General features: G+C 73.3%; 17 protein-coding genes and 1 other RNA gene. 3 read left to right on the top strand and 15 right to left on the bottom strand.

Annotated features, from left to right (window positions below):
- Positions 1–17: 17 nt before the first annotated feature.
- From R2E43_RS23395 to stgR, 6 genes are all read right to left on the bottom strand, one after another.
- Positions 18–1,376 (bottom strand): NarK family nitrate/nitrite MFS transporter, encoded by a 1,359-nt coding sequence (locus R2E43_RS23395; RefSeq protein WP_011028683.1) that lies wholly within the window; start codon positions 1,374–1,376, stop codon positions 18–20.
- A gap of 132 nt (positions 1,377–1,508) precedes the next feature.
- Positions 1,509–2,456, bottom strand: coding sequence for a hypothetical protein (locus R2E43_RS23390; protein ID WP_319124506.1), 948 nt, complete (start codon positions 2,454–2,456; stop codon positions 1,509–1,511).
- A gap of 97 nt (positions 2,457–2,553) precedes the next feature.
- Positions 2,554–3,786 carry an acyltransferase family protein gene (locus R2E43_RS23385; RefSeq protein WP_016326355.1) on the bottom strand — a complete coding sequence of 411 codons (1,233 nt, stop codon included), beginning with the start codon at positions 3,784–3,786 and terminating at the stop codon, positions 2,554–2,556.
- Positions 3,787–3,896: 110 nt separating this feature from the next.
- Complete coding sequence (locus tag R2E43_RS23380; RefSeq protein ID WP_003975850.1) at positions 3,897–6,101, bottom strand: polysaccharide deacetylase family protein; 2,205 nt, start codon at positions 6,099–6,101, stop codon at positions 3,897–3,899.
- Entirely contained in the window at positions 6,101–7,360 is a 1,260-nt protein-coding gene (locus tag R2E43_RS23375) for a hypothetical protein (RefSeq protein WP_332056533.1), read from the bottom strand. The genes R2E43_RS23380 and R2E43_RS23375 overlap by 1 nt, the downstream gene beginning before the upstream one ends.
- A gap of 301 nt (positions 7,361–7,661) precedes the next feature.
- Positions 7,662–8,633 carry a LysR family transcriptional regulator StgR gene (gene stgR / locus R2E43_RS23370; RefSeq protein WP_265701263.1) on the bottom strand — a complete coding sequence of 324 codons (972 nt, stop codon included), beginning with the start codon at positions 8,631–8,633 and terminating at the stop codon, positions 7,662–7,664.
- Between the two features lie 83 nt (positions 8,634–8,716).
- Between stgR and R2E43_RS23365 the strand changes: the two genes are divergently transcribed.
- Positions 8,717–10,012 carry an MFS transporter gene (locus tag R2E43_RS23365; RefSeq protein ID WP_326652228.1) on the top strand — a complete coding sequence of 432 codons (1,296 nt, stop codon included), beginning with the start codon at positions 8,717–8,719 and terminating at the stop codon, positions 10,010–10,012.
- Between the two features lie 103 nt (positions 10,013–10,115).
- Here the strand turns inward: R2E43_RS23365 and ssrA are convergent.
- The 5 genes from ssrA to ftsE form a co-directional block, all read right to left on the bottom strand.
- Positions 10,116–10,514: a transfer-messenger RNA gene (ssrA, locus tag R2E43_RS23360) on the bottom strand.
- Between the two features lie 113 nt (positions 10,515–10,627).
- Entirely contained in the window at positions 10,628–11,107 is a 480-nt protein-coding gene (gene smpB / locus R2E43_RS23355) for an SsrA-binding protein SmpB (protein WP_003975846.1), read from the bottom strand.
- A 46-nt stretch (positions 11,108–11,153) separates the two neighbouring features.
- Positions 11,154–12,341, bottom strand: coding sequence for a S41 family peptidase (locus tag R2E43_RS23350; RefSeq protein WP_319130113.1), 1,188 nt, complete (start codon positions 12,339–12,341; stop codon positions 11,154–11,156).
- A 68-nt stretch (positions 12,342–12,409) separates the two neighbouring features.
- The gene (ftsX, locus tag R2E43_RS23345) at positions 12,410–13,327 is read right to left on the bottom strand and encodes a permease-like cell division protein FtsX (RefSeq protein ID WP_003975844.1); all 918 of its coding nucleotides are present in this window, start codon (positions 13,325–13,327) and stop codon (positions 12,410–12,412) included.
- A 43-nt stretch (positions 13,328–13,370) separates the two neighbouring features.
- Positions 13,371–14,060, bottom strand: coding sequence for a cell division ATP-binding protein FtsE (gene ftsE / locus R2E43_RS23340; RefSeq protein ID WP_003975843.1), 690 nt, complete (start codon positions 14,058–14,060; stop codon positions 13,371–13,373).
- Between the two features lie 213 nt (positions 14,061–14,273).
- Between ftsE and R2E43_RS23335 the strand changes: the two genes are divergently transcribed.
- Entirely contained in the window at positions 14,274–14,468 is a 195-nt protein-coding gene (locus tag R2E43_RS23335; RefSeq protein ID WP_003975842.1) for a hypothetical protein, read from the top strand.
- Between the two features lie 157 nt (positions 14,469–14,625).
- Here the strand turns inward: R2E43_RS23335 and R2E43_RS23330 are convergent, their stop codons facing one another.
- The 4 genes from R2E43_RS23330 to R2E43_RS23315 form a co-directional block, all read right to left on the bottom strand.
- On the bottom strand, positions 14,626–15,507 hold the full coding sequence (locus R2E43_RS23330; RefSeq protein ID WP_332056532.1) for a hypothetical protein: 882 nt from the start codon (positions 15,505–15,507) through the stop codon (positions 14,626–14,628).
- A gap of 327 nt (positions 15,508–15,834) precedes the next feature.
- Complete coding sequence (gene prfB, locus R2E43_RS23325; RefSeq protein ID WP_003975840.1) at positions 15,835–16,941, bottom strand: peptide chain release factor 2; 1,107 nt, start codon at positions 16,939–16,941, stop codon at positions 15,835–15,837.
- 77 nt (positions 16,942–17,018) lie between these two features.
- On the bottom strand, positions 17,019–18,272 hold the full coding sequence (locus R2E43_RS23320; protein ID WP_011028691.1) for a serine/threonine-protein kinase: 1,254 nt from the start codon (positions 18,270–18,272) through the stop codon (positions 17,019–17,021).
- A gap of 105 nt (positions 18,273–18,377) precedes the next feature.
- Complete coding sequence (locus R2E43_RS23315; protein WP_003975838.1) at positions 18,378–20,009, bottom strand: serine/threonine-protein kinase; 1,632 nt, start codon at positions 20,007–20,009, stop codon at positions 18,378–18,380.
- 397 nt (positions 20,010–20,406) lie between these two features.
- Here R2E43_RS23315 and R2E43_RS23310 point away from each other — a divergent pair, with 397 nt between their 5' ends.
- On the top strand, positions 20,407–24,444 hold the full coding sequence (locus R2E43_RS23310) for an FHA domain-containing protein (protein ID WP_332056531.1): 4,038 nt from the start codon (positions 20,407–20,409) through the stop codon (positions 24,442–24,444).
- Positions 24,445–24,456: the final 12 nt, after the last annotated feature.

Raw genomic sequence — 24,456 nt, 5'->3', positions numbered from 1 at the left:
ATGTCACCAGTGTTACGTCACACCTCGGCGTAGCTGCGCCGCGTCTCCTCCGCCGCCGGTCCCGCCCCGGTCCCGCTCCGCCCGGCGGGACGGCGAAGGTATACCGACCAGGTCACCGCGATGCACACGGCGTAGCAGGCCAGGAAGGCGACGAAGGCACCGGTGCCCGAACCCGAGGAGAGGAAGGACTGACGGAAGGCGAGGTTGATCCCGACGCCCCCGAGGCCTCCCACCGCGCCGATCAGCCCCATCGCCGCCCCCGACAGCCGCCGCCCGTGCAGCACGGCCTCCTCTCCCGTCAGCCCCCGGGCCAGCGCCTTGGAGTGGAAGATGTGCGGGATCATCTTGAACGTCGAGCCGTTGCCGAGCCCACTGAGCACGAACAGCGCCACGAACACGGTCACGAACAGCGCCAGCGACCTCTCCATGCTGGCCACGACGAGGACCGCGGTGGCCGCGGCCATGGCGACGAAGTTCCACAGGGTGATCCTCGAACCGCCGTACCGGTCGGCGAGCCTGCCGCCCAGCGGACGGACGAGGGAGCCGAGCAGCGGTCCGATGAACGTGAGGTAGGCCGCCTGGAGCGGTGTCCGCCCGAACTGGGTGGTCAGCACCTGTCCGAAGGCGAAGCTGTAGCCGATGAAGGAACCGAAGGTGCCGACGTACAGCACCGACATGATCCAGGTGTGGGCGTCCCTGGCCGCGTCCTTGGCCGCTCCGGTGTCGTTCTTCACCGTGGTGAGGTTGTCCATGAAGCGCGCGGCGAGGACGGCGGCCACGAGGATCAGCGGGATGTAGATGCCGAGCAGCACCCGGGGCCCGCCGCTCGCCCCGATGATCGCGAGCGCGACGAGCTGGATGACGGGCACACCGACGTTCCCGCCGCCGGCGTTGAGGCCGAGCGCCCAGCCCTTCTCCCTGAGCGGGAAGAAGGCGTTGATGTTGGTCATGGAGGAGGCGAAGTTGCCGCCGCCGATCCCGGCCAGCAGCCCGACCAGCAGGAACGTCGAGAAGGACGTCCCGGGCTCCATCACGACGAAGGCCGCGAGCGTCGGCACGAGCAGCATGCTCGCCGAGACGACCGTCCAGTTCCGCCCGCCGAAGACGGCCACGGCGAAGGTGTACGGCACCCGTACGACGGCCCCGACGAGGGTCACCACGGACGTCAGCAGGAACTTGTCGGCCGGGGACAGCCCGTACTCCGGGCCCATGAAGAGCACCAGCACGGACCACAGGGTCCAGACGGAGAACCCGATGTGCTCGGAGAGCACGGAGAAGAACAGGTTCCGCCGGGCCGTTCGCCGTCCCGTCTCCTTCCAGAAGGTCTCGTTCTCGGGATCCCAGTACTCGATCCAGCGTCCGCCACGGGCTTTCATCGCGCCTCCACGGTGCTCCACAGCTCGGTGGCACCGACGCTAGGCAGGACGCGTTTCGGGCCGGTGGGGCTGTGGATGACCGGGAGGGAACGTCGCTCTCACCCGGCACGGGCGCGGGGTGAGAGATCGCGGTCAGCCCTGCGGGGGCCGGGGCTGCCAGTGCGGGTTCTGCTGCGGGTGGCCCTGCGCCGGGTACGGCTGCTGCGGTTGCGGCGGCGCGTACGGCTGCTGCTGCGGCTGGGCGTACGGCTGCGGGGGCTGCTGGGGCGGATACGGCTGCTGGGTCTGCGGGGGCGCGTAGGGCTGCTGGGCCTGCGGAGCCGCGTAGGGCTGGGCCTGCGGAACCGGCTGCGGGGCGTACGGCTGCTGGGCCTGCTGCGGTCCGCCGTACGGCTGCTGCTGCGGCGGCTGGGCGGCGTACTGGCCGGGGGCCGGCTGTCCGTAGCCGCCGGGCACGGCACCGAACGGGTTCCCGTGCCCCGGCAGCTGCCCGCCGGGCGGCAGGTACCGCACCCGTCCCGTCTCGTCGGCCATCGGCACGAAGCCGGCGGCCTGCAGCCGGGCGGCGAACTTGGCGTTGCGCTTGCGGGTGACGAGGAAGCCGATGCCCAGGGCCGCCATGAGGACCAGCCAGATGATCCCGGAGATGAGGAAGTCGTCGGACGAGCCGCCCTCGCGGAAGGCGATGACCACACAGGCGACGGTGCCGCCGAGCGCGCCGTAGCCCATGTTCTTCTGGGCGTTCTTGCCGGTGAGGTCGAAGTTGATGCGCGCCTTGAGGAGTTCGAAGGCGTCCGGCACGAGCGGCGGCAGCGACACGCCGTCGCCGGCGTTCGGGTACTGCGCCCAGTTCTGCGCGGCCCGGGTGCGGGCCTGCGGGCCCGGGTCGGGGACGAGCAGCATGGTGAGCGCGGCGTTGTTCCCCCCGCTCTGGCGCACGTCTGCGTATTCGTACCCGAACTGCTGGGCGACGAAGGCGAGCTTGGCGAGCTTCTTCACCGAGGACATCCGGCTGGTGAGCTGGACCGGCTCCCCGCTCGCCATCAACTCCAGCATCTTCCGCGTCTGCCGCTTGCTCATCCCGCTGCTCCCCCTGACCGGCTCACGCCACCCTGTTCACTCCCGCAACCGGGGCAGTCTCGCACGGGGGGCCGACACACGTCAGCCCCGGTGCGCGTCAGCCCCGGTGCGCGGCGCGGGCCCTCGGCCGCTTCGGTGCCGTGCGCTTCCCGCCGTCCGGCCACAGCTGGGGGCTGCGCTTGGCCGCCACGTCCTCCATCCAGCCGAACCAGACGATGCAGCTCCCGATGAGCAGCCAGGCGATGGCCAGGACCGGCCAGGGGCTCTCCAGCAGCCACGGGACGTTCTCGTACATGACCTCGAAGCCCCACAACTGGTCCCACAGCGTGGCCGCGATCAGGATGCAGACGTTGTGCCACAGGTAGATCGTCACCGCGCGGGAGTTGAGCAGGGTGATCAGCCGGTCCCAGCGGCGCAGCCGACGCGGCCACTCGGTCCACGACGGGCTGACGTGCAGGAGCAGCAGCACCGTGGCGAAGGACCAGACGGCCTGCGCGAACGGGATGGAGTCCAGGTCGTACCCGGTCTTGAAGCCCTCCCGGAAGGCGTACCACAGGCCCAGGGCGGCGATCACCGGGGCCACCGAGGGCACGACGTAGCGCGGCAGCCGTTTCAGGATGCCTTCCTGGTGGGCCATGCCGAGGACCCAGCAGGCCCCGAAGGTGCTGAAGTCCGTGAGCGCGGACGGGAAGCGCTCGCCCGGCAGGTTCAGGTAGCCGAATTGGAAGGCGGCCGACAGGGCGAGCGGCGCGAGGATCGTCAGCCACGGCAGGGCGCGCAGCGCGCGCAGCAGCACCGGCGAGAGCAGGACGTACCAGAGGTAGGCGCGGATGTACCACAGCGGCCCGCCGAGTTCCGCGGCCCAGTCCTCGCCCAGGATGCCGTGGATGCCCGGCACGCTCTCGGCGAAGGGCGGGTCGCTCAGCGGCAGGACCCAGTAGAGGAGGTGGAACCACCACCAGCCCGGGTGCCCGTCCTCGTTCGGCCCCCAGCCCTGGAGCACCATGCCGGTCACGCCCACCACGCCCAGCAGCCACAGCGGCGGCAGCAGGCGGCGCATGCGGCTGCGGACGACCTGGACGGCGGGCCGCTTGAGGCTGCGGGCCATCAGGTTGCCCGCGAGGGCGAACATGACGCCCATGGACGGGAACACCACCGGCAGCCAGGCCCAGCCCATCAGGTGGTAGAGGACCACCCGGAAGAGCGCCACCGCCCGCAGCAGGTCGAAGTACCGGTCGCGCACGGGAGCGCGCCGGGCCTGCTTCTGCTGGGGCGCCACCGGTACGTCGGTGTCCGTGCCCACGGGCGGGTGGAGGGGTGGTGCGGTCATGTGCGGGGCGCTCCGGGGCGGGGCAGGCGTGGCCGGGAAGGGCGTGGTCGGAAAAGGCGTGGTCGGGCCGGGTGCCGGGGTCGGCCGCGTCGGGTCGTACGGCGGGGTGGTCATCCGACCGGCCTCCCGTCCATGGCTCCGGACCGCCGCTGGGGCGGCACGCCGTCGGCGCCGGGCGGCGGCGCGGACACGCCGCCGCTGCGCCGCAGCTTCTGCCAGCGCAGCCGGCCGCCGGTGAGCGCCGTGATCCAGGACTGGAGCAGCACCACGTACATGATCTGGCGGTACAGGATCTGCTGGAGGGGCAGCGAGATGAGCGGGGTCAGCTTCTCCCGGTCGAGCCGGAAGGCGTACGCCGCGCACACCGCCTGGATGGCCAGGACGCCCAGCCAGGCCACGATCGTCTTCTCGGTCGGGCCGAAGACCAGGCCGTAGAGCAGGAAGACGTCGATCAGCGGGGCGAGCAGCGGGGCCAGGACCATGAACAGGGAGACGAAGGGCAGGCCCACCCGGCCGAAGCGGCCCGAGGGACCCTTCTCGATCACCGCGCGGCGGTGCTTCCAGATGGCCTGCATGGTGCCGTACGACCAGCGGTAGCGCTGGGACCACAGCTGGCCGACGGACTCCGGGGCCTCGGTCCAGGCGCGCGCGTTCTCGGCGTACACCACCCGCCAGCCGGCGCGGTGCAGCGCCATGGTGACGTCGGTGTCCTCGGCGAGCGTGTCGTCGCTCATGCCGCCGATGGGTTCCAGGGCGGACCGGCGGAAGGCGCCGACCGCACCGGGGATGGTCGGCATGCAGCCGAGGACGTCGTACATCCGGCGGTCCAGGTTGAAGCCCATCACGTACTCGATGTGCTGCCAGGCGCCGATGAGGCTGTCCTTGTTGCCGACCTTCGCGTTGCCCGCCACGGCGCCCACCCGGGGGTCGCCGAAGGGCTGGACGAGTTCGCGGACGGTGGACGGCTCGAAGACGGTGTCGCCGTCCATCATCACGACGATGTCGTACCGGGCGTTGGCCAGGCCCCGGTTGAGCGCGGCGGGCTTGCCCGCGTTGAGCTGCCGGATCACCCGGACGCCGGGCAGGCCGAGGCCCTCCACGATGCGGGCGGTGCCGTCGCTGGAACCGTCGTCGATGACGATGACCTCGACCGGGTGGTCGCTGGCCACCAGGGAACGCACCGTGTTCTCGATGCACTTGGCCTCGTTGTACGCCGGGACCAGCACCGTGACGGGCTCGGTGACCGCCGGTCCCCAGCGGAAGCGCCGGCGGCGCACCCGGCGGGCGTGGACGCCGGAGAGGAGCAGCATCAGCACGAAGCGTCCGATGACCAGCGTGCCGATGACCGCCAGGCCCACCACCAGGCCGTCGGTGAGCTTCTCCGAGGCCTGGACCAGGAAGACCCACGCCCTGCCCTTCCAGAGTTCGGCGCCGGCCACCGGGCTCATGGCGCCGGGCGCGTCCAGGGCCTCGGTGAGGTTGTCGAACTCGTAGCCCTTCTTCTTCAGGTCGGGCAGGAACCTGTCCAGGGCCTGCACGGTCTGGTGGCGGTCGCCGCCGGAGTCGTGCATCAGGACGATGGCGCCCTTGCCGCCCTTCGGGGTGGCGCGGCGGATGATCTCGTCGACGCCGGGCTTCTTCCAGTCCTCGCTGTCGGTGTTGTTGACGACGACGAGGTAGCCGCGGCCGCCGATGTACTCGGTGACCGGCCAGGACTTGTTGTCCATGGCGTCGGCGAAGGAGGAGTACGGCGGCCGGAACAGCGAGGTGCGCACCCCGGCCGCACCGGTGATCGCCAGCTGGTTCTGCGACAGCTCCCAGTCGATGCGCTTCTCGGACTGGAAGGAGAGGTCGGGGTGGTTGAAGGTGTGCAGGCCCACCTCGTGGCCCTCGTCGACCATGCGCTCGACGAGGTCGGGGTAGCGGGAGGCCATGGTGCCGGTGACGAAGAAGACCGCGTGCGCGTCGTGCTTCTTGAGCACGTCGAGAACCCGCGGGGTCCAGGTCGGGTCCGGGCCGTCGTCGAAGGTGAGGACGAGCCGGTGGTCGGGCACGCTCAGGCTCTCGGTGCGGCCGCCGCGCACGTCGATGACCGGGCCGCCCTCGAGGATCTTCTGCGGCACCTTGTCGGTGGCGGCGGGCGGCTGGACGCGGTGGTCGGCGAGGATCTCGCTGTGCACGTATCCGCGCAGCATGAGCATCGCCACCAGGGCGACCAGGACGAGCAGCGGAAGCAGCAGGCGCAAGGGCAGGCGACGGCGGGAGCCCTCACGGGCGCTGCGCGCGGCCCCGTGACGGCGGGTGCTGGATGCCATCAGAGGGTGTTCTCCGGGGACAGGGGGAGGGAGGGGGGCGTGGAGCTGCCGGCGGCCGGCTCGGCGACCACGACGGAGGCTCCGGCCGGACCCGCGACGGGGTCCGGGGCGCCCGCGCCGTTGGCGTTGGTGCCGCCCGCGCCCGGGTCGGTGTCCGTGGTGGAGCCGCCGGTGGGCTGGGTCGGGTCGCCGGAGGGGGCGCCGCCGCCGGTCGGGGCCGACGGGTCGGTGCCGGTGGACGGCGGCACCTCGGTGGACTGCGTCGGGTCGGGGCCGGTCGCACCGGAGCCGCCCGGGTTCTGGCCGCTGCCGGCCGCCGAGGACTCGGGGCCGGCGCTCGTACCGGGCTGCCCCGTGCTGCCGCCCGGCACGCCGGACGTACCGGACGCGGGTGCCTCGACGCCCGGTTCGGTCGTCACACCGGCGTCGGCCGAGGGCGTGGCCTGCGGGGTGGTGGCGTTGCCGGTGCCGGAGGGCCGCGCCGACTGCGAGGGCGCCGGGGTGGTGTCGACCTGGCCGGCCGGTGCGCCCTCCTCCTGGCCCGGCACGGGCATCCAGGGCGCGTCGGAGTTGCCGGAGAGCAGCGTGGAGACGATGACGACGGCGTAGACCGCGCAGGCGATGCCGACCAGGATGCCGAGGCGGCGGTAGAGGCGGCTGCGGCGGCCGGACGCGTCGACGAAGACGGGCCCGTCGGAGGCCTCCGGGCCCCGCTTGCGGTGCCCGCTGTCGGCCCGAAGGAGCACCCCGTCGCCGAGGTGGACGGCGTCGAGCTGGACGGTGACCTCGTGCGGGTCGTGGGTGTGCCCGGCGGCGCCGGTGCCGGTGCCCGGGTCGCCGTCCGTGTCCGGCGTCTCCTGCCAGGGGTCGCGGAGTGCGGCGGTGGCGGGGCCGGGAGGCGGGGGCACGGGGAGAGGCGCGGGGGCGGATGCCGGTGCGGGGAAGGCGCGGGTCGGCGGGGCCGGGGCGGCGGGACCGGCCGACGGGAGGACGTCCGTCCGGTCGGGGTCCGGGCCGGTGCCGGTGCCGGGGGTGTGGCCGGTTCCGGGCGCCGGGGCGGCGTTGCCGTGGTTCGCCCCGGGCCGGTCGGTTGTGCCCCAGGTTATCCGCCCCTGGGCCATCGGGTCCGGGCGCTGCTCGCGCGGAGCGCGGCCGCCTATTCGGGAACCCAGGATCTGCGTCCGGTCGGCGTCGGAACTCCCGCGGCCACGCGGGCTCTCACCGGATTCGCCGAACCACCCCGGACCCGGCGCGGTCATCGGGGGTCCCCCGGCCGGCGGGAAGGCCCGGGCAGGGGGCAGCACCTCGGTGGCGTCAGCATCTCGTCCAGCCTCCGAGAGATCACGAGCCCCGGACTCGACCTCGGGCCACTCCGGTTGGGCGTCTTTTTGCCAATTCTTCACGCGCGCGCACTTCCCCCCACGGAACACTTCCGGGTGCGCATACGACTCCGAGCACTCGTCGGCCGAACCGGCCCCCACCAGGTTCGAGCGCCCCCTGTATCACACCGTGCTCAGGCAAAGAATGTAGCGCACGCGGAGGATGTGTGGTTGCCGCGTGTCACTTGTGGACGGACATCACAGCGGCGTCGGCGGCCGGAATCCATCCCTCACCGGGAGCCTCCAGCCAACCGTTTTCGGCCGCGACCTGCACGGCTGCCCGGCGCAGCGCGTCGAGCGCGGGATGCACCAGTCCCTTTCGCCAGACGAGCGACACCGGCGAGAGCGGCACGGGGTCGACGAGCGGGCGCACCACGGTCGAGGGCATGGCCGGAAAGCTCTCCACGGCGAGGATGGGATTGCGCGTCTTGTCCATGATGCGCCGGAACTCCTCCTCGCCGACCGCCAGCGGTACGGGGGACGCCACATGGATGCCGCGTCCCTCGAACAGGCGGTGCGCGAGGTCGGTCCACTCCGGCGTGCGCGGGTTGCCGGCCCCGGCGTACACGGTCTCTCCGGCGAGAGCGGAGAGCGGCACCCGTTCCAGCCGGGCCAGCGGGTGGTCCTCGGGCAGGACGACCGCCATGGGCTCGTGGCGCACCGGCTGGTGGCCGAGCCCCGCCCGCAGCGCCGCGGGCAGCCCCGCGAACCGGCCGAAGGAGGCGTCGAGGCGGCCCGCGACCAGTTCACCGGCGGCGTGGGTCAGTCCGCTCTCGTAACGCGCCATCAGCTCCTGCTCGGGCGCGAGCGACCGGGCCCGCTCCAGGACCAGGCGGCCGGTGGCCAGGCCCGGGGAGTTGAGGTCGACCAGCAGCGGGCGGGCCTGCCCGAAGGCGGCCAGCAGGTCGTCCTGGGCCTGGAGGACCCGGCGGGCGTACGGCAGCAGCCGCTCGCCGTCGGCCGTCGGCGTCACCTGCCGGGTGGTGCGGACGAACAGCTCGGCGCCCAATTCCCGCTCCAGGCGCCGCACGTCCCTGCTGAGCGCCTGCTGGGCGACGTAGAGGCGGGCGGCGGCGCGGGTGAAGTGCAGTTCCTCGGCGACGGCGACGAAGGCGCGCAGGAGCCGCGGGTCGAGGTGGGCGGGTGCGGGCATCCGGCGAACTTACAACGGCGGTGCGTGAATGGCCACGGAGAAGGTGTTGGACCCCCATCTCGTCGCCGGGCGACGGTGGACCCATGCCGCAGCCGACCCCAGCGCACCCCTCCCGTCCCACTCCGGCCTCCCCCCTCCTGGCCGTCACCGCCGACACCCTGGTCGCGGCCGACTTCCGCCCCCGCGTCCGGCGCCGGCCACCCGGCCCGTACCGGCGACTCCTGTCCACTCCCGGTGCCCGGGCGTTCACGATCGGGAATCTCGCCGCCCGGCTGCCCATGGGCATGTTCAGCGTCAGCGCCGTGGTGATGATCGCCGGCACCCGGGGCTCGTACGCCCTCGCCGGCGCCGTCACCGCGACCGGGCTGGCGGCGACGGCCCTGGTCGCCCCGTGGACCGCGCGGCTCGTGGACCGGTACGGCCAGGCGCGGGTGGCCGTACCCGCCACCCTGTTCGCCGCGCTGGGCTCGGTCGCCCTGCTGCTGTGCGTGCGGCACGGGGCACCCGCCTGGACGCTGTTCGCCGCGTACGCCGCCACCGCCACGACGCCCAACACCGGCGGCATGGCCCGCGCCCGCTGGGCCCACCTGCTCGAGGGGGACGCCGACGCGCTGCACACCGCCAACTCCTTCGAACAGGCCACGGACGAGCTCTGCTACATGTTCGGGCCGGTCCTCGCGGCGTTCCTGTGCACCGCGCTGTTCCCCGAGGCGGGCACGCTGGTGGGCGTGGTGCTGCTGGTGACCGGCATGCTGCTGTTCACCGCCCAGCGCGCGACCGAGCCGCCGGCCCGCCCGCGGCCGACGGCGAAGGCTCCCTTCCGGGCCCCGGGCATCCCGTCGCTGCTGGTGGTGTGTCTGGCGATGGGCGGGGTGTTCGGCGCCATGGAGGTCGTCACCATCGCGTTCGCGGACGCACAGGGACACCGCGCGGCGGCCGGCCTGGTCCTCGCGTTGCAGGCGGCCGGTTCCTGCGCGGCGGGTCTGCTCTACGGCGCGATCAGGCCCGCCGGGCCGCCCGAGCACCGGCTGCCGTGGTGCGTGGCCGCGATGACGGCCCTGCTCACCCTGCCGCTGCTCGCGGCCTCTCTCAGCGGCTCCCTGCCCTTGCTGGCACTCACCCTGCTGATCGGCGGGATGGCGACGGCTCCGACGATGGTCACCACGATGACGCTGGTCCAGCACCGCACCCCGGAAGGCCGCCTGAACGAGGGCATGACCCTCGCGGTGACCGGCCTCCTCGGCGGCATCGCCTGCGGCAGTGCGGCGGGCGGCTGGACGGTGGAACACGTCTCCCCCACCGCCGCCTACGGCATCCCGGTCACGGCGGCCGCGACGGCCCTCCTCCTGACCCTGCTGCCGGCCAGACGGACCCGGTGAGGGGGTGCGGGTGGCAGAGCCCTCGCGCCCCGCGGCGAAGCCGCGCAAAAACGTCGAGGGCGGCGTGTGCTCGCGCTTACGCGAGCACACGCCGCCCTCGACCTCGTGGAGATGGCGGGAATCGAACCCGCGTCCAACGGTGCGGAATCAGGGCTTCTCCGTGTGCAGTCCGCTTCGATTTTCTCGGCCCCGGAGATCACGCGGACAAGTCTCCGACGGGCCCAGTCACTGTTTGGTTTCCCTCTTCGCCCCGTGACCGGGATCAAGGTTTAGTCCCCTAGCTGATGCCAGGATCCGGGTCGGGAACAGCCCCGGGCTGACACTCCCTTAGTAGGAGGCTCGCTTCGCTACCTGAGATCAGGCAGCGAGGGCGAAGGCCTGCTGGGAGGAATCGCGCTTGGTGTTGGCGATTATTTTTTCGGCCTGTGGTTTACGAGATCATGGCCGCTTCCTCGACACGCTTCCCCTGCTTCGACAGCCGCTGTCGAAACCGATCATCCCCATGTTGATTTTTCAAGTCCTCCGAAGAGGGGCTCACACCCTCTGTGGGGTGCAGGTGCCATCGTACGTGACCAACACGGACGCGTGCCAGCCTATTCCCGGCGGCGGGCGGCGTCAGGCCCGCTGCTTGCGCTTGATCGCGGAGATCGTCCGCTCCGCCTCGCGCCGGTCCTGCTTCTCCCGGAGGGTCTGCCGCTTGTCGTACTCCTTCTTGCCGCGCGCCAGCGCGATCTCGACCTTGGCCCGCCCGTCCTTGAAGTAGAGCGCCAGGGGCACGATCGTGTGACCGGTCTCCTGGGACTTCGACTCCAGCTTGTCGATCTCCACCCGGTGCAGCAGCAGCTTCCGCTTGCGCCGCGCGCTGTGGTTGGTCCAGGTGCCCTGGCTGTACTCCGGCACGTGCACGTTGTGCAGCCACGCCTCGTGGCCGTCCAGCTGCACGAACCCGTCGGCCAGCGAGGCCCGCCCCTGGCGCAGCGACTTCACCTCGGTACCGGACAGCACGAGGCCGGCCTCGTAGGTGTCGAGGATCTGGTAGTCGTGCCGCGCCTTCTTGTTCTGCGCGATCAGCTTGCGCCCTTTTTCCTTAGCCATAGTGCGGTCCATTTTGGCACTACGGAGGGGCCTGGCGGAAAGCCGATTACGCGGTCGGCCCGAGCCCGCTCAGCACCGTCCGGGCCCGCGCGAGGGCGCCCGGGTCCGCCGGGTCGACCTCCAGGTCGGGCGTGATGCCCGTGCCGTCCACGCCACGGCCCGAGGGGGTGCGGTAGTGCCCGACGGTCAGCTCGGCCACCGAGCCGCCGGGCAGCCGGCTCGGCATCTGCACCGAGCCCTTGCCGAAGGTGCGCGAGCCCAGGACGACCGCCCGGCCGCGGTCCTGGAGGGCCCCGGTGAGGAGTTCGGCCGCGCTCATCGTGCCGCCGTCCACGAGCGCGACCAGCGGTCTGGTGGTGTCGCCGCCGGCTTCGGCGTGCAGGGCCCGCTGGTCGCCGTCGACGTCGTACGTGGCGACCAGGCCGCCGTCGAGGAAGGCGGAGGCGGCGGTGACGGCCTCGGTGACCAGGCCGCCGGAGTTGCCGCGCAGGTCGAGGACGACCCCGGCGCCGGACGGCACCCGGGCCACGGCCTCGCGCACCTGCTCGCCGACGCCCTTGGTGAAGGAGGTGACCTTGACGACGGTGAGGCCGTCGGCGAGCGTGCGGACGGTCACGGGGTCCGTGGACAGCCGGGCCCGGCGTACGGTCTCGGTCCACGCGCGCGTGCCGCGCTCCAGGCCCAGCCGGACGGCAGTGCCGGCGGGCTCCCGCTCGCCGTCGCCGCGCAGTATGGAGACGACCTCGGTGACGGGCCGCCCGTCCACCCGCTCGCCGTCGACACTGCGCAGCCGGTCGCCCTCCCGGATCCCGGCGTCGGCGGCGGGCGAGCCGGAGCGCACCCGGGTCACCTCGATGCGGCCGTCGCGCTCGCGGCGCGCGGAGAGCCCGACGCCGGTGTACCGGCCGTCGAGGGCGTCCTCCAACTCCTCGTACTCGCCCTCGGAGTAGACGGCGCCCCAGCGGTCCCCGCTGCGGCTGACCGCGCGTTCGGCGGCCTCCACGGGGGACTTGCCGTCGGCCATGGCCTCGGCCGCCGCGCGGGCGACGTCGTCGTGGCGGGCCTGTTGACCGGCCGGGGCGGCCGAACGGGCGGTGCCGGGCTCGGACTTCCGGTCCGTCCCGGGCAGCGAGCCCGAGGCCGCGCCCGCGACGAGCACGCTCGCGAACACCAAGGTCAGGGCGGCCCCGTGGCGTACGCGGCGGGGCTGACAGAACAGGTCACGGCCTGACATGCCGGTGAGTCTAGGACAACGCGTGAGGGCCGCACGGTCCCTCGACCGCACGGCCCTCTTGGTATGTGTCACACCTTCAGGTACTTGCGCAACGCGAAGAACGCGGCCAACGCGGGCATCAGCAGGCTCGTGGCCAGGATGAGCGGCAGCTTCGTCAGGACGGCGTCCCAGCCGATGAAGTTGATCAGGTTCAGCTTCTCGGACAGCGCGAGTCCGTGATCGATGATGAAGTACCTGGCGATCACCAGGAATCCGCAGGCGACACCACCGCCGATGAGACCGGCGACGGCCGCCTCCATGATGAACGGCGCCTGGATGTAGAAGCCCGACGCGCCGACGAGGCGCATGATGCCGGTCTCGCGGCGCCGGCTGAACGCCGAGACGCGGACGGTGTTGACGATCAGCATCAGGGCGACCACGAGCATCAGGGCCATCACCGCGCGGGCGGCCCAGTTCATGCCGTTGAGCAGGCCGAAGAGGTTGTCCAGGATGCCCTTCTGGTCCTGCACGGACTGCACGCCGTCCCGGCCGTCGAAGGCGGTCGCGATGACCTGGTACTTCTCCGGGTCCTGCAGCTTGATCCGGTACGACTCCTGCATCTGGTCCGGCGTGAGGGAGCTGGCCAGCGGGGAGTCGCCGAACTGCTCCTTGTAGTGCTTGTACGCCTCGTCCTGCGACTCGTACGTCACCTTCTCGACGACGGCCATCTCGTCGAGGTCGGACATGATCTGCTTCTTCTGGTCCTCGGTCACCGCGCCCTTGGCGCAGTTGGGGTCGGACTCGGCGTCGCTCTTGTTGCAGAGGAAGACCGAGACGTTGACCTTGTCGTACCAGTAGCCCTTCATGTTGTTGACCTGGTCGCTCATCAGCAGCGAACCGCCGAACAGGGCCAGGGACAGGGCGACCGAGACGATGACCGCGAAGGTCATCGTCAGATTGCGGCGAAGACCGACTCCGATCTCCGAGACTACGAACTGGGCGCGCATGGCGTCTCGTTAAGCCTTTCCGTTCCTCGTCGTCTGTGGCTCGTCAGTGCTGGTAGCCGTAGACACCGCGTGCCTGGTCCCGGACGAGGCGGCCCTTCTCCAGCTCGATGACGCGCTTGCGCATCTGGTCCACGATGTTCTGGTCGTGCGTGGCCATCACCACGGTGGTGCCCGTCCGGTTGATCCGGTCGAGCAGCTTCATGATGCCGACCGAGGTCTGCGGGTCGAGGTTGCCCGTGGGCTCGTCGGCGATCAGCAGCTTGGGCCGGTTGACGAAGGCGCGCGCGATGGCGACGCGCTGCTGCTCACCGCCGGACAGCTCGCCGGGCCTGCGGTCCTCCTTGCCGCCGAGTCCGACGAGGTCGAGGACCTGCGGTACGGACTTGCGGATCTCGCCGCGGGACTTGCCGATGACCTCCTGGGCGAAGGCGACGTTCTCGCCGACCGTCTTGTTCGGCAGCAGGCGGAAGTCCTGGAACACCGTCCCCAGCTGGCGCCGCATCTGCGGCACCTTCCAGTTGGACAGGCGGGCGAGGTCCTTCCCGAGGACGTGCACCTGTCCGTGGCTGCACCGCTCCTCGCGGAGGATCAGTCGCAGGAAGGTGGACTTTCCGGAGCCGGAGGACCCCACGAGGAAGACGAACTCGCCCTTCTCGACCTCCAGGGAGACGTCCCTGAGGGCTGGGTGGCTCTGTTTGGGGTAGACCTTGGAGACGTTGTCGAATCGGATCACGGATGCACCACGGGTCGCCGGGGGTAGATGTGCGTGACCATACGCGAACCGGGGAGCCGACCGCAGTCACCGGTCGGGGTTGCGTATCAGTTGCGCGTTTTGTCCCCACGGGAGGGCGCGCGGGGCCCTTCGGAACCTGGCACAGTGGGAGGGGAACGTTCGCGTCGTCGCGGGCGTTGTCGAGAGTGAGCCGGCGGCAAGGAGGGTGAGCGCATGACGTACGACCGGTTGGTGTGCGCGAACTGCGCTGCGCCCGTGAGTGAGGGCAGGTGCCCGGTCTGCCGGGCCAACCGCGAGCGGCTGCAGCAGGAGAGCAACTTCTTCGCGGGGCTGAATCCGACGACGCTGATCGCGCTGCTGGCGGTGCTGATCGCCGCGGTGGCCCTGCTGGCCCACCAGACCGTCTGACGGCCCTGGAGGGGCCCTGAGGGCCGCCAGGACACGGACGGGCGCGGACGCGGGCACGGAGAGTGGCGGAAGACGCGGGAGGGGCCCGGAGCGATGTCGCTCCGGGCCCCTCCTTCTGCCTGTTCTGCGTGCGCGGTGCGTACGCGGAGGGCTACCGTCAGGCAGCTGCCCCGCGGCCGTTCATCAGGCGCGGCAGGAAGCGGAAGCCGATGCCGCCGGCGATCATCGTCGCGGCGCCGACCAGCAGGAACGTGGTCTCCGCGGCGCCGGTCTCGGCGAGCTCCTCACCGTTGCCCTGAGCGGCGGTGTCGGAGGCCTGGGCCTCTTCACCGGTGTCGGTCAGCGCGGAGGAACCCTCCTCCTGAGCGACGTTGTCGTTGCCGCCGCCGTCGGGGGTGGTGTTGTCGCCGCCACCAGTGCCGCCGGTGTTTCCACCGTTGCCGTTGCCGTTCCCGCCGTTGCCGTTGCCGTTTCCGCCGTTGTCGCCGGAACCGCCGTTGTCACCGTTGCCGCCGTTGCCGTTCCCGCCGTTGTCGCCGGAACCGCCATTGTCACCGTTGCCGCCGTTGCCGTTGCCGCCGTTGTCACCGGCGCCACCATTGTCGCCGTTGCCACCGTTGTCGCCGGTGCCGCCGTTGTCACCACCCTCGGACGTGCCGGTGGAGGTGCCCTCGGACGTCCCTTCCGAGGTGCCCACGGAAGTGCCCTCGGACGTGCCGACCGAGGTCCCCTCGGAGGTGCCCTCGGACGTCCCTTCCGAGGTGCCGACCGAAGTGCCCTCGGACGTGCCCTCCGAGGTCCCCTCGGACGTGCCCTGCGAGGTGCCCTCGGTCACGCCGACACTGGAGCCCTCGGTCAGGCCGCCGTCCTCCTCGCCGCCCTGGACGCTTACGCCGAGGCCGAGACCCTGGTCGTCGGCGCTGGCGCTCACGCCGATGTCGAGCGCCGAGGCGGCGCCCGCGGCGGTCAGGGAGGCACCGGCCGCGATCACGGCGCCGGCCGCTATGCGCGCGACACGGATGCGCGTCTTCTTCGTCATGTAGTTGCTACCCCCAGTAGCCGATTTAGTCGTCGAGGCCGCACTCGGGGCCGTGATCGACGGGGGTGGCTGCATGTGTGCTCAAGCCCCCCGGTTCACATGCGCCCCAGAAATACGCATGCCGCGCCTCACCATTCCGAATGTTCAAAGCAACGTCAAGGCCATTGCGTACGCGATGTCCGGGTACGGGACGTATGCCGGACACAATGGGTGTGAGTGTGATGCAAAACCCAGAGACATCAGCGGCGAACGGAAGGCAGAGAAAAGGCAACCGCCACCGGAGGGGCGGCAGTTGCCTTGTCGACAAAGCGGCGGTTCCGCCTCGCGTTACTTCTCCCGCTGCTTGCGCCAGCGAATTCCGGCCTCCAGGAAACCGTCGATCTCGCCGTTGAACACGGCCTCCGGGTTACCCACTTCGTGCTCCGTGCGCAGGTCCTTGACCATCTGGTACGGGTGCAGCACGTACGAACGCATCTGGTTGCCCCAGGAGTTGCCCCCGTCACCCTTGAGGGCGTCCATCTTGGCCTGTTCCTCCTGGCGGCGCCGCTCCAGGAGCTTGGCCTGGAGGACGTTCATGGCGGTGGCCTTGTTCTGGATCTGGGAGCGCTCGTTCTGGCAGGAGACGACGATGCCGGTGGGGATGTGGGTCAGGCGCACCGCCGAGTCGGTGGTGTTCACGCCCTGGCCGCCGGGGCCGGAGGAGCGGTACACGTCCACCCGCAGCTCGGACTCGTCGATCTCGATGTGGTCGGTCTGCTCGACCACGGGGAGGATCTCGACGCCCGCGAAGGAGGTCTGGCGGCGCCCCTGGTTGTCGAAGGGCGAGATGCGCACCAGCCGGTGCGTGCCCTGCTCGACGGAGAGGGTGCCGTAGGCGTACGGCGACTGCACGGCGAAGGTGGTCGACTTGATGCCGGCCTCCTCCGCGTACGACGTCTCGTAGACCTCGGTCTTGTAGCCGTGCTGCTCGGCCCAGCGCAGGTACATGCGCTGGAGCTTCTCGGCGAAGTCGGCGGCGTCCACGCCACCCGCCTCGGCGCGGATGTTGACGAGCGCCTCGCGCGCGTCGTACTCGCCGGAGAGCAGGGTGCGGACCTCCATCTCGTCCAGCGCCTTGCGGACGGCCGCGAGCTCGGACTCGGCCTCGGCGCGGGTGTCCGGGTCGTCCTCCTCCTCGGCCATCTCGAAGAGCACGCCGAGATCGTCGATCCGGCCGCGCAGGGCCTCGGCCTTCCGCACCTCGGCCTGGAGGTGCGAGAGCTTGCTGGTGATCTTCTGCGCCGCCTCCGGGTCGTCCCACAGGGAGGGCGCGGCCGCCTGCTCCTCGAGCACGGCGATGTCTGCCCTCAGCCTGTCGAGGTCCAGGACGGCCTCGATCGACTCCATGGTCGAGGAGAGGGACTTCAGCTCTTCGGATACATCGACGACTGCCACGCGTCCAGCGTAACGGCTCCGTCCAGCGGTCTTCGCCGGGCGGGGTGCGGGCACGGACGCCGGCGGGGTGCAGCGCCTCAGGGAGCGGCCGGTGCCGAGTTCCGCGTGTCCTGGGGTCCGCCGCCGTCCTCGTCACCGCCCGTGGCCAGCCACGTACCGACGCCGATCGCCGCCACCAGGGCGACGGCGCCCGCGCCCACCGCGATCCGGCGGCGCCGCGTGGCGGCGCGGTTGCGGGCCGAGCCGGGGCGCGGGGCGCCCGACGCGCGCGGGGCGCGGGCGGTGCCGCGGGCACCGCCGGCCAGCTCGTCGGGGGCGGGGACGCGCATCGAGGTGTGCGTGTCGCGGTTGGAGTCGGCCGGCTTGGCCCCCGGCACCAGGGGCACCGCACCCCGGCGCCGAACCGGTTCCGCGGTGGACACGGGGGCGGCCGGGGACGCCGCGGACGCGTCGGGGGCGTCCTCCGGCTGCTCGGCGTCGGGCTCGTCCACGTCCAGCGGGGCCATTCCGGCGAGCATCGGCAGCAGCTCGCGCAGCCGGGCGCTCAGCTCGGAGGCGCGCAGCCGGGAGGCCGGGGCCTTGGCGAGGCACTGGACGAGGAGCTGCCACAGCTCGTCCGGGATGCCGGGGAGCGGCACGACGGTCTCGGTCACGTGGCGGCGCAGCACCGCGCCGGGGTGGCCGCCGCCGAACGGGGTGAAGCCGGCCAGCAGCTCGTACAGGACCGTGGCGAGGGCGTAGATGTCGACCGCCGCGCGCGGGGGCAGCCCCTCGACGATCTCCGGGGCCAGGTAGTCGGGCGTGCCGATGATCTTCGTGGCGCGGGTGCGGCGCGGGGTGTCGATGAGCTTGGCCACGCCGAAGTCCGTCAGCAGCGCCGGGTGCGAGCCGCCGGGGCCGAGCGGGCCCTGCATGTCGAGCAGCACGTTCTCCGGCTTGACGTCGCGGTGCACGACCCCGGCGGCGTGCGCGGCGGCCAGCCCGTCGGCGACGTCGGCGACCACGGCCACCGCGGCCTCGGGCGCCAGGCGCCGCTCCCGGTCGAGGCGGGTGCGCAGGTCCGTGCCGCGGACCAGGTCCATGACCAGCGCGAGGTCGTTGCCGTCGACCACCAGGTCGCGCACGGAGACGACGTGCGGGTGGTCCAGACCGAGCAGGGCGGTGCGCTCCTGCACGAAGCGCGAGACGAGTTCCTGGTCGGACGCCAGGTCCTCGCGCAGCAGCTTGATCGCGACGGGACCGTCGGGCCCCTCGCCCAGCCACACCGTGCCGGCGCTGCCCCGCCCGAGGATCTGGTGGGCGGTGTACCGGCTGCCGATCTTCCGTGCCAAGACTGCTCCTACCGACGCGTGTTGCGCCTAAAAGTACGCGTCCGAGGAGCCGGCCTTCACCACGGAGGCGGAAATCACCCTCCGGATGTCGACAAGTCTCCAGACTCAGCCTCCGCCGGAGCCGCCCAGGTCCCCGATCCAGTCGGTCACGGTGGTGAACCAGTCGGTGAGCTGGTCCCAGTAGCCCTTGCCGGTGCCGATCCATTCCTGGAGCGGGCTCAGCTCCCAGACGAGCCAGCCGGCCACGAACAGGACGACGACGGTGACCAGGCACCCCTTGAGGCAGCCCAGGCCCGGGATGCGCATGGGGTTGGCGCTGCGCTGCCGCGGCGGCCTGGGCTCGCGCCGCGGCTGCTGCGGCTCGGGCGCGGGCGGCGGGGCGTACCGCTGCGGCTGCTGGGGCTGGGGGGTGGCGTACCGCTGCGGCTGTTGCTGCTGCGGATAGCCGTAGCCGGGCTGCTGGGGCGGCGGGCCCTGCGGGGCCTGGCGCGGCTGCTGCGGCGGGCGGGAGACCTGCCGCTGGGGGCGGCGGCGCAGCGGGTCCTGGTTCGGGTCGAGGTACTGGACCTGCGTCTGTTCGTTGCGGTCGCGGGCCGCGCGCAGCTGGTTCTGCCAGGGGTGCGGGTCCTCGGGTCCGCCCTGTCCGGGGGCGCCGGGCTGTCCCGGCGGCACCGGCGGCATGACGGCGGTCGGGTCGGGGGCCCCGGTGCTCGGGAGTACGGCGGTGGGGTCGGCGGCGCCCGCCGGGCCCGAGGTGTGCGGCAGGACGCTGGTCGCGCCGTTCGGGTCGTAGGCGGCGTCGGGGGCGCCCGGGACCTGCGCGGGCGCCGGGTCGGGGGCGAGGAGCGCGCCCACGTTCTCGGCGGCGCCGATCTGCGCGCTGTTCGCGTGCACACCGATGCCCTCGGCGACGACGCGCAGGCCGCGGGCGAGGTTCTCGGCGCTGGGACGGTCGTCGGGGTTCTTGCGCAGGCAGCGCTCGATGACCGTCCACAGCGGGTCGGGGACGGTGGAGGGGCGGCGCGGTTCGGCGCTCAGGTGCTGGTGCAGCACCTCCAGGGCGGAGCCCCCTCCGAACGGGGGGCGGCCGGTGACCAGCTCGTAGAGCAGGATGCCGGCGCCGTAGACGTCGACGGCGGAGGTCTGCGGGCGGCCCTCGGCGGACTCCGGCGCCACGTACGCGGGCGTGCCCACGAACTCGTGGGTGCGGGTGAGGCCGGGCGAGTCGGCGAGGCGGGCGATGCCGAAGTCGGTCAGCATCGGGTGCATCTCGCCGCCGGTCTGCTTCAGCAGGACGTTGGCCGGCTTCAGGTCGCGGTGGACGACGCCGTCGGCGTGGCTGGCGGCGAGGGCGTCGGCGATCTGCGCGGTGAGCAGAGCCGCGGCAACCGGGGTGAGCGGCCCGTTTTCCCGCAGGTACCGGTGCAGGTCCGGTCCGTCGATGAGGTCCATGACCAGGGCCAGCAGCTCGCCCTCGACGACCAGGTCGCGGACCCGGACGATGTTGGGGTGGGTGAGCCGGAGCAGCACCGAGCGCTCCCGCAGGAAGCGCATCACGATGTCGGCGTCGCTCGCGAGCTCTTCCTTGAGGACCTTGATCGCGACGGTCTCGCCGGGCTGTCCGGCCACGGCCGCCTCGGCGCCCGCGGTCTCCCGCTGGCGGGCACGCCATACGGTGCCCGTGGCACCGCGGCCGAGGGGCTCCTCGAGGAGGTACTTGCTGCCTACCGGCCGCACGTCATGCGCTCCTAGTTGCTTGCTGGCTGTTCGGACCCACTGTCCCAGACCCGGTCGGTCCCAGTCGGACCCAACTGTAGTGCCGCCCCCCGGACCACGTTCGAAGGAAAGACGCTCGACCCGGTCCCGTGGTTGCCGCTGCCCGCACGTGACCGATCTCAAGCGGACGGCATTCGATCATCCGCAGGGCACCTGTCAGGCATTTTTGGGGGCAGAGCCGACCAATCAAGATCATTTGACGGCGGGCGGCGGGCGCGTTGTCAGTGGCAGGTGCGAGGATGCGTGCAGTACTGGCCGACGTGTTCGTGTGACGGTGGGGGAAGTCCGCGGTGGGGGACCGCGGTGACGGCTTCCGTCCCGGCGTGCGGGCGCCCGCGCGAAGGGACCGCTTACGGCGATGCAGATCCGGCTGACCGTCGTAGACCCGCTGGGCCCGCATGCTTCGGCTGCTTCGGCCGTCCCGGCGACGGACCGCCCCGCGCGTTGTGACGTACTCGTCACCGCCCCGGCGGGCACGGCCCTGGCCGCGGTCGCCTCCGCGCTGGCCGCGACGCTCCCCGGGGAGGGACCGGGCTCCGGCCAGGTGGTGCTGTACGCCGGTGCGCAGCGGCTCGACGCCCAGCGCAGCACCCTGGGCGAGCCCCCGCTGATCGACGGGGCCGTGCTCTGCCTGGGCGCCCCGGGCGAGCCCGACCCGCACACCGAGCCGGCGGAGGTCCCCGCCCAGCTCCACGTGGTCGCGGGCCCCGACGCGGGCGGCGTCCACCTCCTGCACGGCGGCCAGATCCGGCTCGGCCGCTCGGCCGACGCCGATGTCGCGCTCGACGACCCGGACGTCTCCCGCATGCACTGCGCCGTGACCGTCGGTCCCGACGCCCGCGTCTCCGTGGCCGACCTCGGCTCCACCAACGGCACCACCCTGGACGGCACCCGCGTGGGCGACCGACCGGTGCGCTTCCCGCCGGGCGCGCTGCTGCGGATCGGCGAGTCCGCCCTGCGGCTCGTGCCGGTGCCGCCGGCGGCGCAGGAGCGGGTGGCGACGACGCCGGACGGGGAGGGACACGTACGGCTGACCGGGCCGGGGGCGCCCTCGTCGGAGGACGGGGACGGCGGCGCGGTGGTCCACGCGCGCGCGGCCGACGGGGCGGAGGGCCAGGTGCGCGACGCGGACGGCCGCTCCCGCGCGACGGGCCCGGGGCGCCACGGCCCCGCCGACGGCCCGGCCGGACAGGCCGGACCGTCCGGATTCAGCCGGGTGGCGGATCCGGACGGGCGCGCGGACGGGCGCGGGTCCGTTGCGGCGGACGGAGCCGCACCGGACCCCGCGCCGCGCGGCACCGGTCCGGACGGGACGGTCCGGCCCCGCGGGCGCACCCACCACGCGTACGGCACGTCGGGTTACGACAGGGGCGCGGCACCCGCCGAGCCGCCGCAGGTCCCCGGCCAGGGCGGCGCACCCCGTATCGAGAGCCGCGGCACCGGCTCCTCGGCGGGCCTGCCCCGGCAGTCCCCCACCGGGGGCGAGACGCACGGCGGCGCGCGGGGCGCGGGGGCGTACGCGACCGGCGGGTCCGGCGCGGGCGGACCCGACGCTCCGGCCCCGCGGACAGCCGGCCGGGGCGCACCCGGCCGGGACCCGTACGCCGAGGGACCTCCGGCCCCGGGGGCGGCCCGTACCGGCGCGGGCGATCCGCACTCCGACGGGCCCGGCCCGGGCTCATACGGCGCTCCCGCCCCGGGCACACCGGGGAGCGACCCGCACGGCAGGGACGCGTACGACAGGGACGCGTACGAGAGGGACCCGGGCGGCAGGGACGCCTCCTACGGCCAGAGCCTCTCCGGGCCGGACCGGACGGGCCCGGACCCGGCCGACGCGGGCGCCCTCCGCGGGGACCCGTCCGGTGCCGGGGATTCCCGCCCGAGCACGACCGGTGCGACGGCTCACCGCCCCGCCGCCACCCCCGGCGGTGCGGACGGCGCCGGCCCGGGCACCCGCACCGGACGTGGTGGCGCCCCGGGCGCCCGCACCGCACGCAAGGGGACTCCCCTGCGGGGCACCGACATGCCGCAGGAGGTGCGCAGGCGCGGGGGGATAGGGGCGTGGGCGAGGCGGCTGACCGGCGGGCGCGGAGGTGCCCCGGAGGCCCCCGCACCCGGCGGGTTCGCGTCCGGCGGGGCGGCGGCCGGCCCGGCCCCGGCGTCTCCTCCCGGCACCTCGGGCGCCCCGGAGACCTGGCCGGACCCCGCGTCGCTGCTGCTCACCGCGCTGGGACCGGGGCCGCGGCTGTGGGAGCGCGGCCCGGGCCACCCGGAGGCGCTCACCGTGCGGCTCGGTACGGCCGACCGGGTGGCGCCGGGCGGTGACGCCCCGCTGCCCGCGGTGCCGGTGACCGCCGGTCTGCGCGAGGTCGGCGCGCTCGGCCTCGCGGGTCCGCGCGAGCGGCTCACCGGGCTGGCCCGCTCGGTGCTGGCCCAGCTCGCCGCGCTGCACTCCGCCGACACCCTGGAGATCGTCCTGATCAGCGCGGACCGCTCCCGCCCGCTCGCCGAGCGGACCGCCGAGTGGTCCTGGCTGGGCTGGCTGCCCCAGGTGCGCCCGGGACACGGCCAGGACTGCCGACTGCTGCTGGCCCACGACCGCGAGCAGGCCACGGCCCGCGCCGCCGAGCTGCTCCGCCGCCTGGACGACCACCTCGGGGACGAGGCCCGGCCGGGTGCCCGCCCCCAGGACACGGCCGAGGACACCCCAGCGGCTGCGGCCGCCACGGGGAACGTCCGGCCTCAGCCCTCCTGGGCGCGCCCCGACGACGGCGCCGACCCGGCAGGCGGCTTCACCGGCCCGTACACCGTGGTCGTCGTGGACGGGGATCCCGGCGGTGCCGACGTGCGCGAGGCGGTGGCGCGGCTGGCCCTGGAGGGTCCGCGGGCCGGTGTGCACGTCGTGTGCCTGGCCGAGACAGCCGCCGCCTCCCCCACCTCCCCGGTGACGCGGACGTACGAGGCGGCCTGCGCGGTGTCGCCGGTTTTCCGGGAGTGCGGCGCCGTGGTGCTGCTCAGCGGCGACGTGGCGACGACCCTGCGTCTGCTGCGCGTCGCCCGCCCGGGTCCGAACCCGGGCACGGGCGCCCCGGCCGCTCCCGCCGGCCCGGTCGGTCACGGCACCCTCTGCACGGTGGACGCCGTGTCCCTGCCCTGGGCCGAGCGGTTCGCGCGCGCCCTGGCCCCGCTGCGCACGGACAGCGCCGCGGACGGCGGCGAACACCACGCGCGCGTGTCCGCACCGCTCCCCCGGACGGCCCGGCTCCTCGACGAGCTGGGCCTGGCCCGCGCCACCCCCGCCTCCCTGATGGCCCGCTGGGCCGCCGCGGCCGACGACACCGAGTCCCTCGGGGGACGCGCGCAGGCCGTGCTGGGCGCCGGTCCGCGCGGCCCCGTCCTGGCCGACCTGGCCGCCGAGGGCCCGCACCTGCTGATCGAGGGGCCCGCCGGGAGCGGCCGCACCGAGCTGCTGCGGGCGTTCGTCGCCTCGCTCGCCTCGGCCGAACGCCCCGACCGGCTCGGCGTCGTCCTCATGGACGGCCGCGACAGCGTGAGTTCGGGCGGCGCCCGCGGCGAGGGCCTGCACGTGTGCACGGACGTTCCGCACGTCACCACGCACCTCACCGCCAACGACCCCGTGCGGATGCGGGAGTTCGCTCAGTCCCTGAGCGCCGAGCTGAAGCGGCGCGCCGAGCTGCTCGGGCGGTCGGACTTCGCCGAGTGGCACACCGGGCGCGAGGTGTCGGGCCGGCTCGTCTCCCAGCGCGGCCCGGCGGCCGCGGGGCCCGCGCCGGTCTCCGACTCCGGGGACGTGGAGTCCCCGCCCAGCTCCACCCTGCGGCTGCGCCCGGCCGCCGCCAGGCGCCGCACCGGGCCCGTCCCGCCCCTGCCCCGCCTGGTCGTGGTCGTCGACGACCTCGACGCCCTGGTCACTCCCCCGCTCGGCTCCCCCGGGCGGCCCGCGGCGGGGTCGGTGATGCGGGCGCTGGAGGCCGTCGCGCGGGAGGGCGAGCGGCTCGGCGTCCACCTGGTGGCCGCGACCGCGCCCGACGGCCGCACGGACCGGACGGAGCCCGCCCTGCGGGCGACCCTGCGCGTCACCCTGGACCCGCCGGTGCCGGGTCCGGACGAACCGGCGCCCGGACGCGGGCGGTTGGCCCGCCCCGACGGCCGCACCACCGCCTTCCAGGGCGGCCGCGTCACGGGCCGCATCCCCCGCACGGCGACCCTGCGCCCCACGGTGGTCCCCCTGGAGTGGCACCGCATGGGCGACCCGCCCGCCCGCCGCCCCGTACGCGAACTGGGCAACGGACCCACCGACTTGGCCCTGCTGGCCAGCGCCCTGGAAAGGGCGGCCCGCGAGGTCTCGGCGGCCGAGGTCCCCTCGCTGCTCTAGACGTGGAGTCCG

Source organism: Streptomyces violaceoruber (assembly GCF_033406955.1).
Lineage (GTDB): Bacteria > Actinomycetota > Actinomycetes > Streptomycetales > Streptomycetaceae > Streptomyces > Streptomyces violaceoruber.
The sequence above is the reverse complement of the archived record's forward strand: the minus strand, read 5'-3'. Positions and strand labels throughout refer to the sequence as shown.

Bases quoted from the DNA above. Each gene is read 5' to 3' on its own strand.
- R2E43_RS23395 (WP_011028683.1), bottom strand. From the start codon at position 1,376: ATGAAAGCCCGTGGCGGACGCTGGATCGAGTACTGGGATCCCGAGAAC.
- R2E43_RS23390 (WP_319124506.1), bottom strand. From the start codon at position 2,456: ATGAGCAAGCGGCAGACGCGGAAGATGCTGGAGTTGATGGCGAGCGGG.
- R2E43_RS23385 (WP_016326355.1), bottom strand. From the start codon at position 3,786: ATGACCGCACCACCCCTCCACCCGCCCGTGGGCACGGACACCGACGTA.
- R2E43_RS23380 (WP_003975850.1), bottom strand. From the start codon at position 6,101: ATGGCATCCAGCACCCGCCGTCACGGGGCCGCGCGCAGCGCCCGTGAG.
- R2E43_RS23375 (WP_332056533.1), bottom strand. From the start codon at position 7,360: ATGACCGCGCCGGGTCCGGGGTGGTTCGGCGAATCCGGTGAGAGCCCG.
- stgR (WP_265701263.1), bottom strand. From the start codon at position 8,633: ATGCCCGCACCCGCCCACCTCGACCCGCGGCTCCTGCGCGCCTTCGTC.
- R2E43_RS23365 (WP_326652228.1), top strand. From the start codon at position 8,717: ATGCCGCAGCCGACCCCAGCGCACCCCTCCCGTCCCACTCCGGCCTCC.
- smpB (WP_003975846.1), bottom strand. From the start codon at position 11,107: ATGGCTAAGGAAAAAGGGCGCAAGCTGATCGCGCAGAACAAGAAGGCG.
- R2E43_RS23350 (WP_319130113.1), bottom strand. From the start codon at position 12,341: ATGTCAGGCCGTGACCTGTTCTGTCAGCCCCGCCGCGTACGCCACGGG.
- ftsX (WP_003975844.1), bottom strand. From the start codon at position 13,327: ATGCGCGCCCAGTTCGTAGTCTCGGAGATCGGAGTCGGTCTTCGCCGC.
- R2E43_RS23335 (WP_003975842.1), top strand. From the start codon at position 14,274: ATGACGTACGACCGGTTGGTGTGCGCGAACTGCGCTGCGCCCGTGAGT.
- R2E43_RS23330 (WP_332056532.1), bottom strand. From the start codon at position 15,507: ATGACGAAGAAGACGCGCATCCGTGTCGCGCGCATAGCGGCCGGCGCC.
- R2E43_RS23310 (WP_332056531.1), top strand. From the start codon at position 20,407: ATGCAGATCCGGCTGACCGTCGTAGACCCGCTGGGCCCGCATGCTTCG.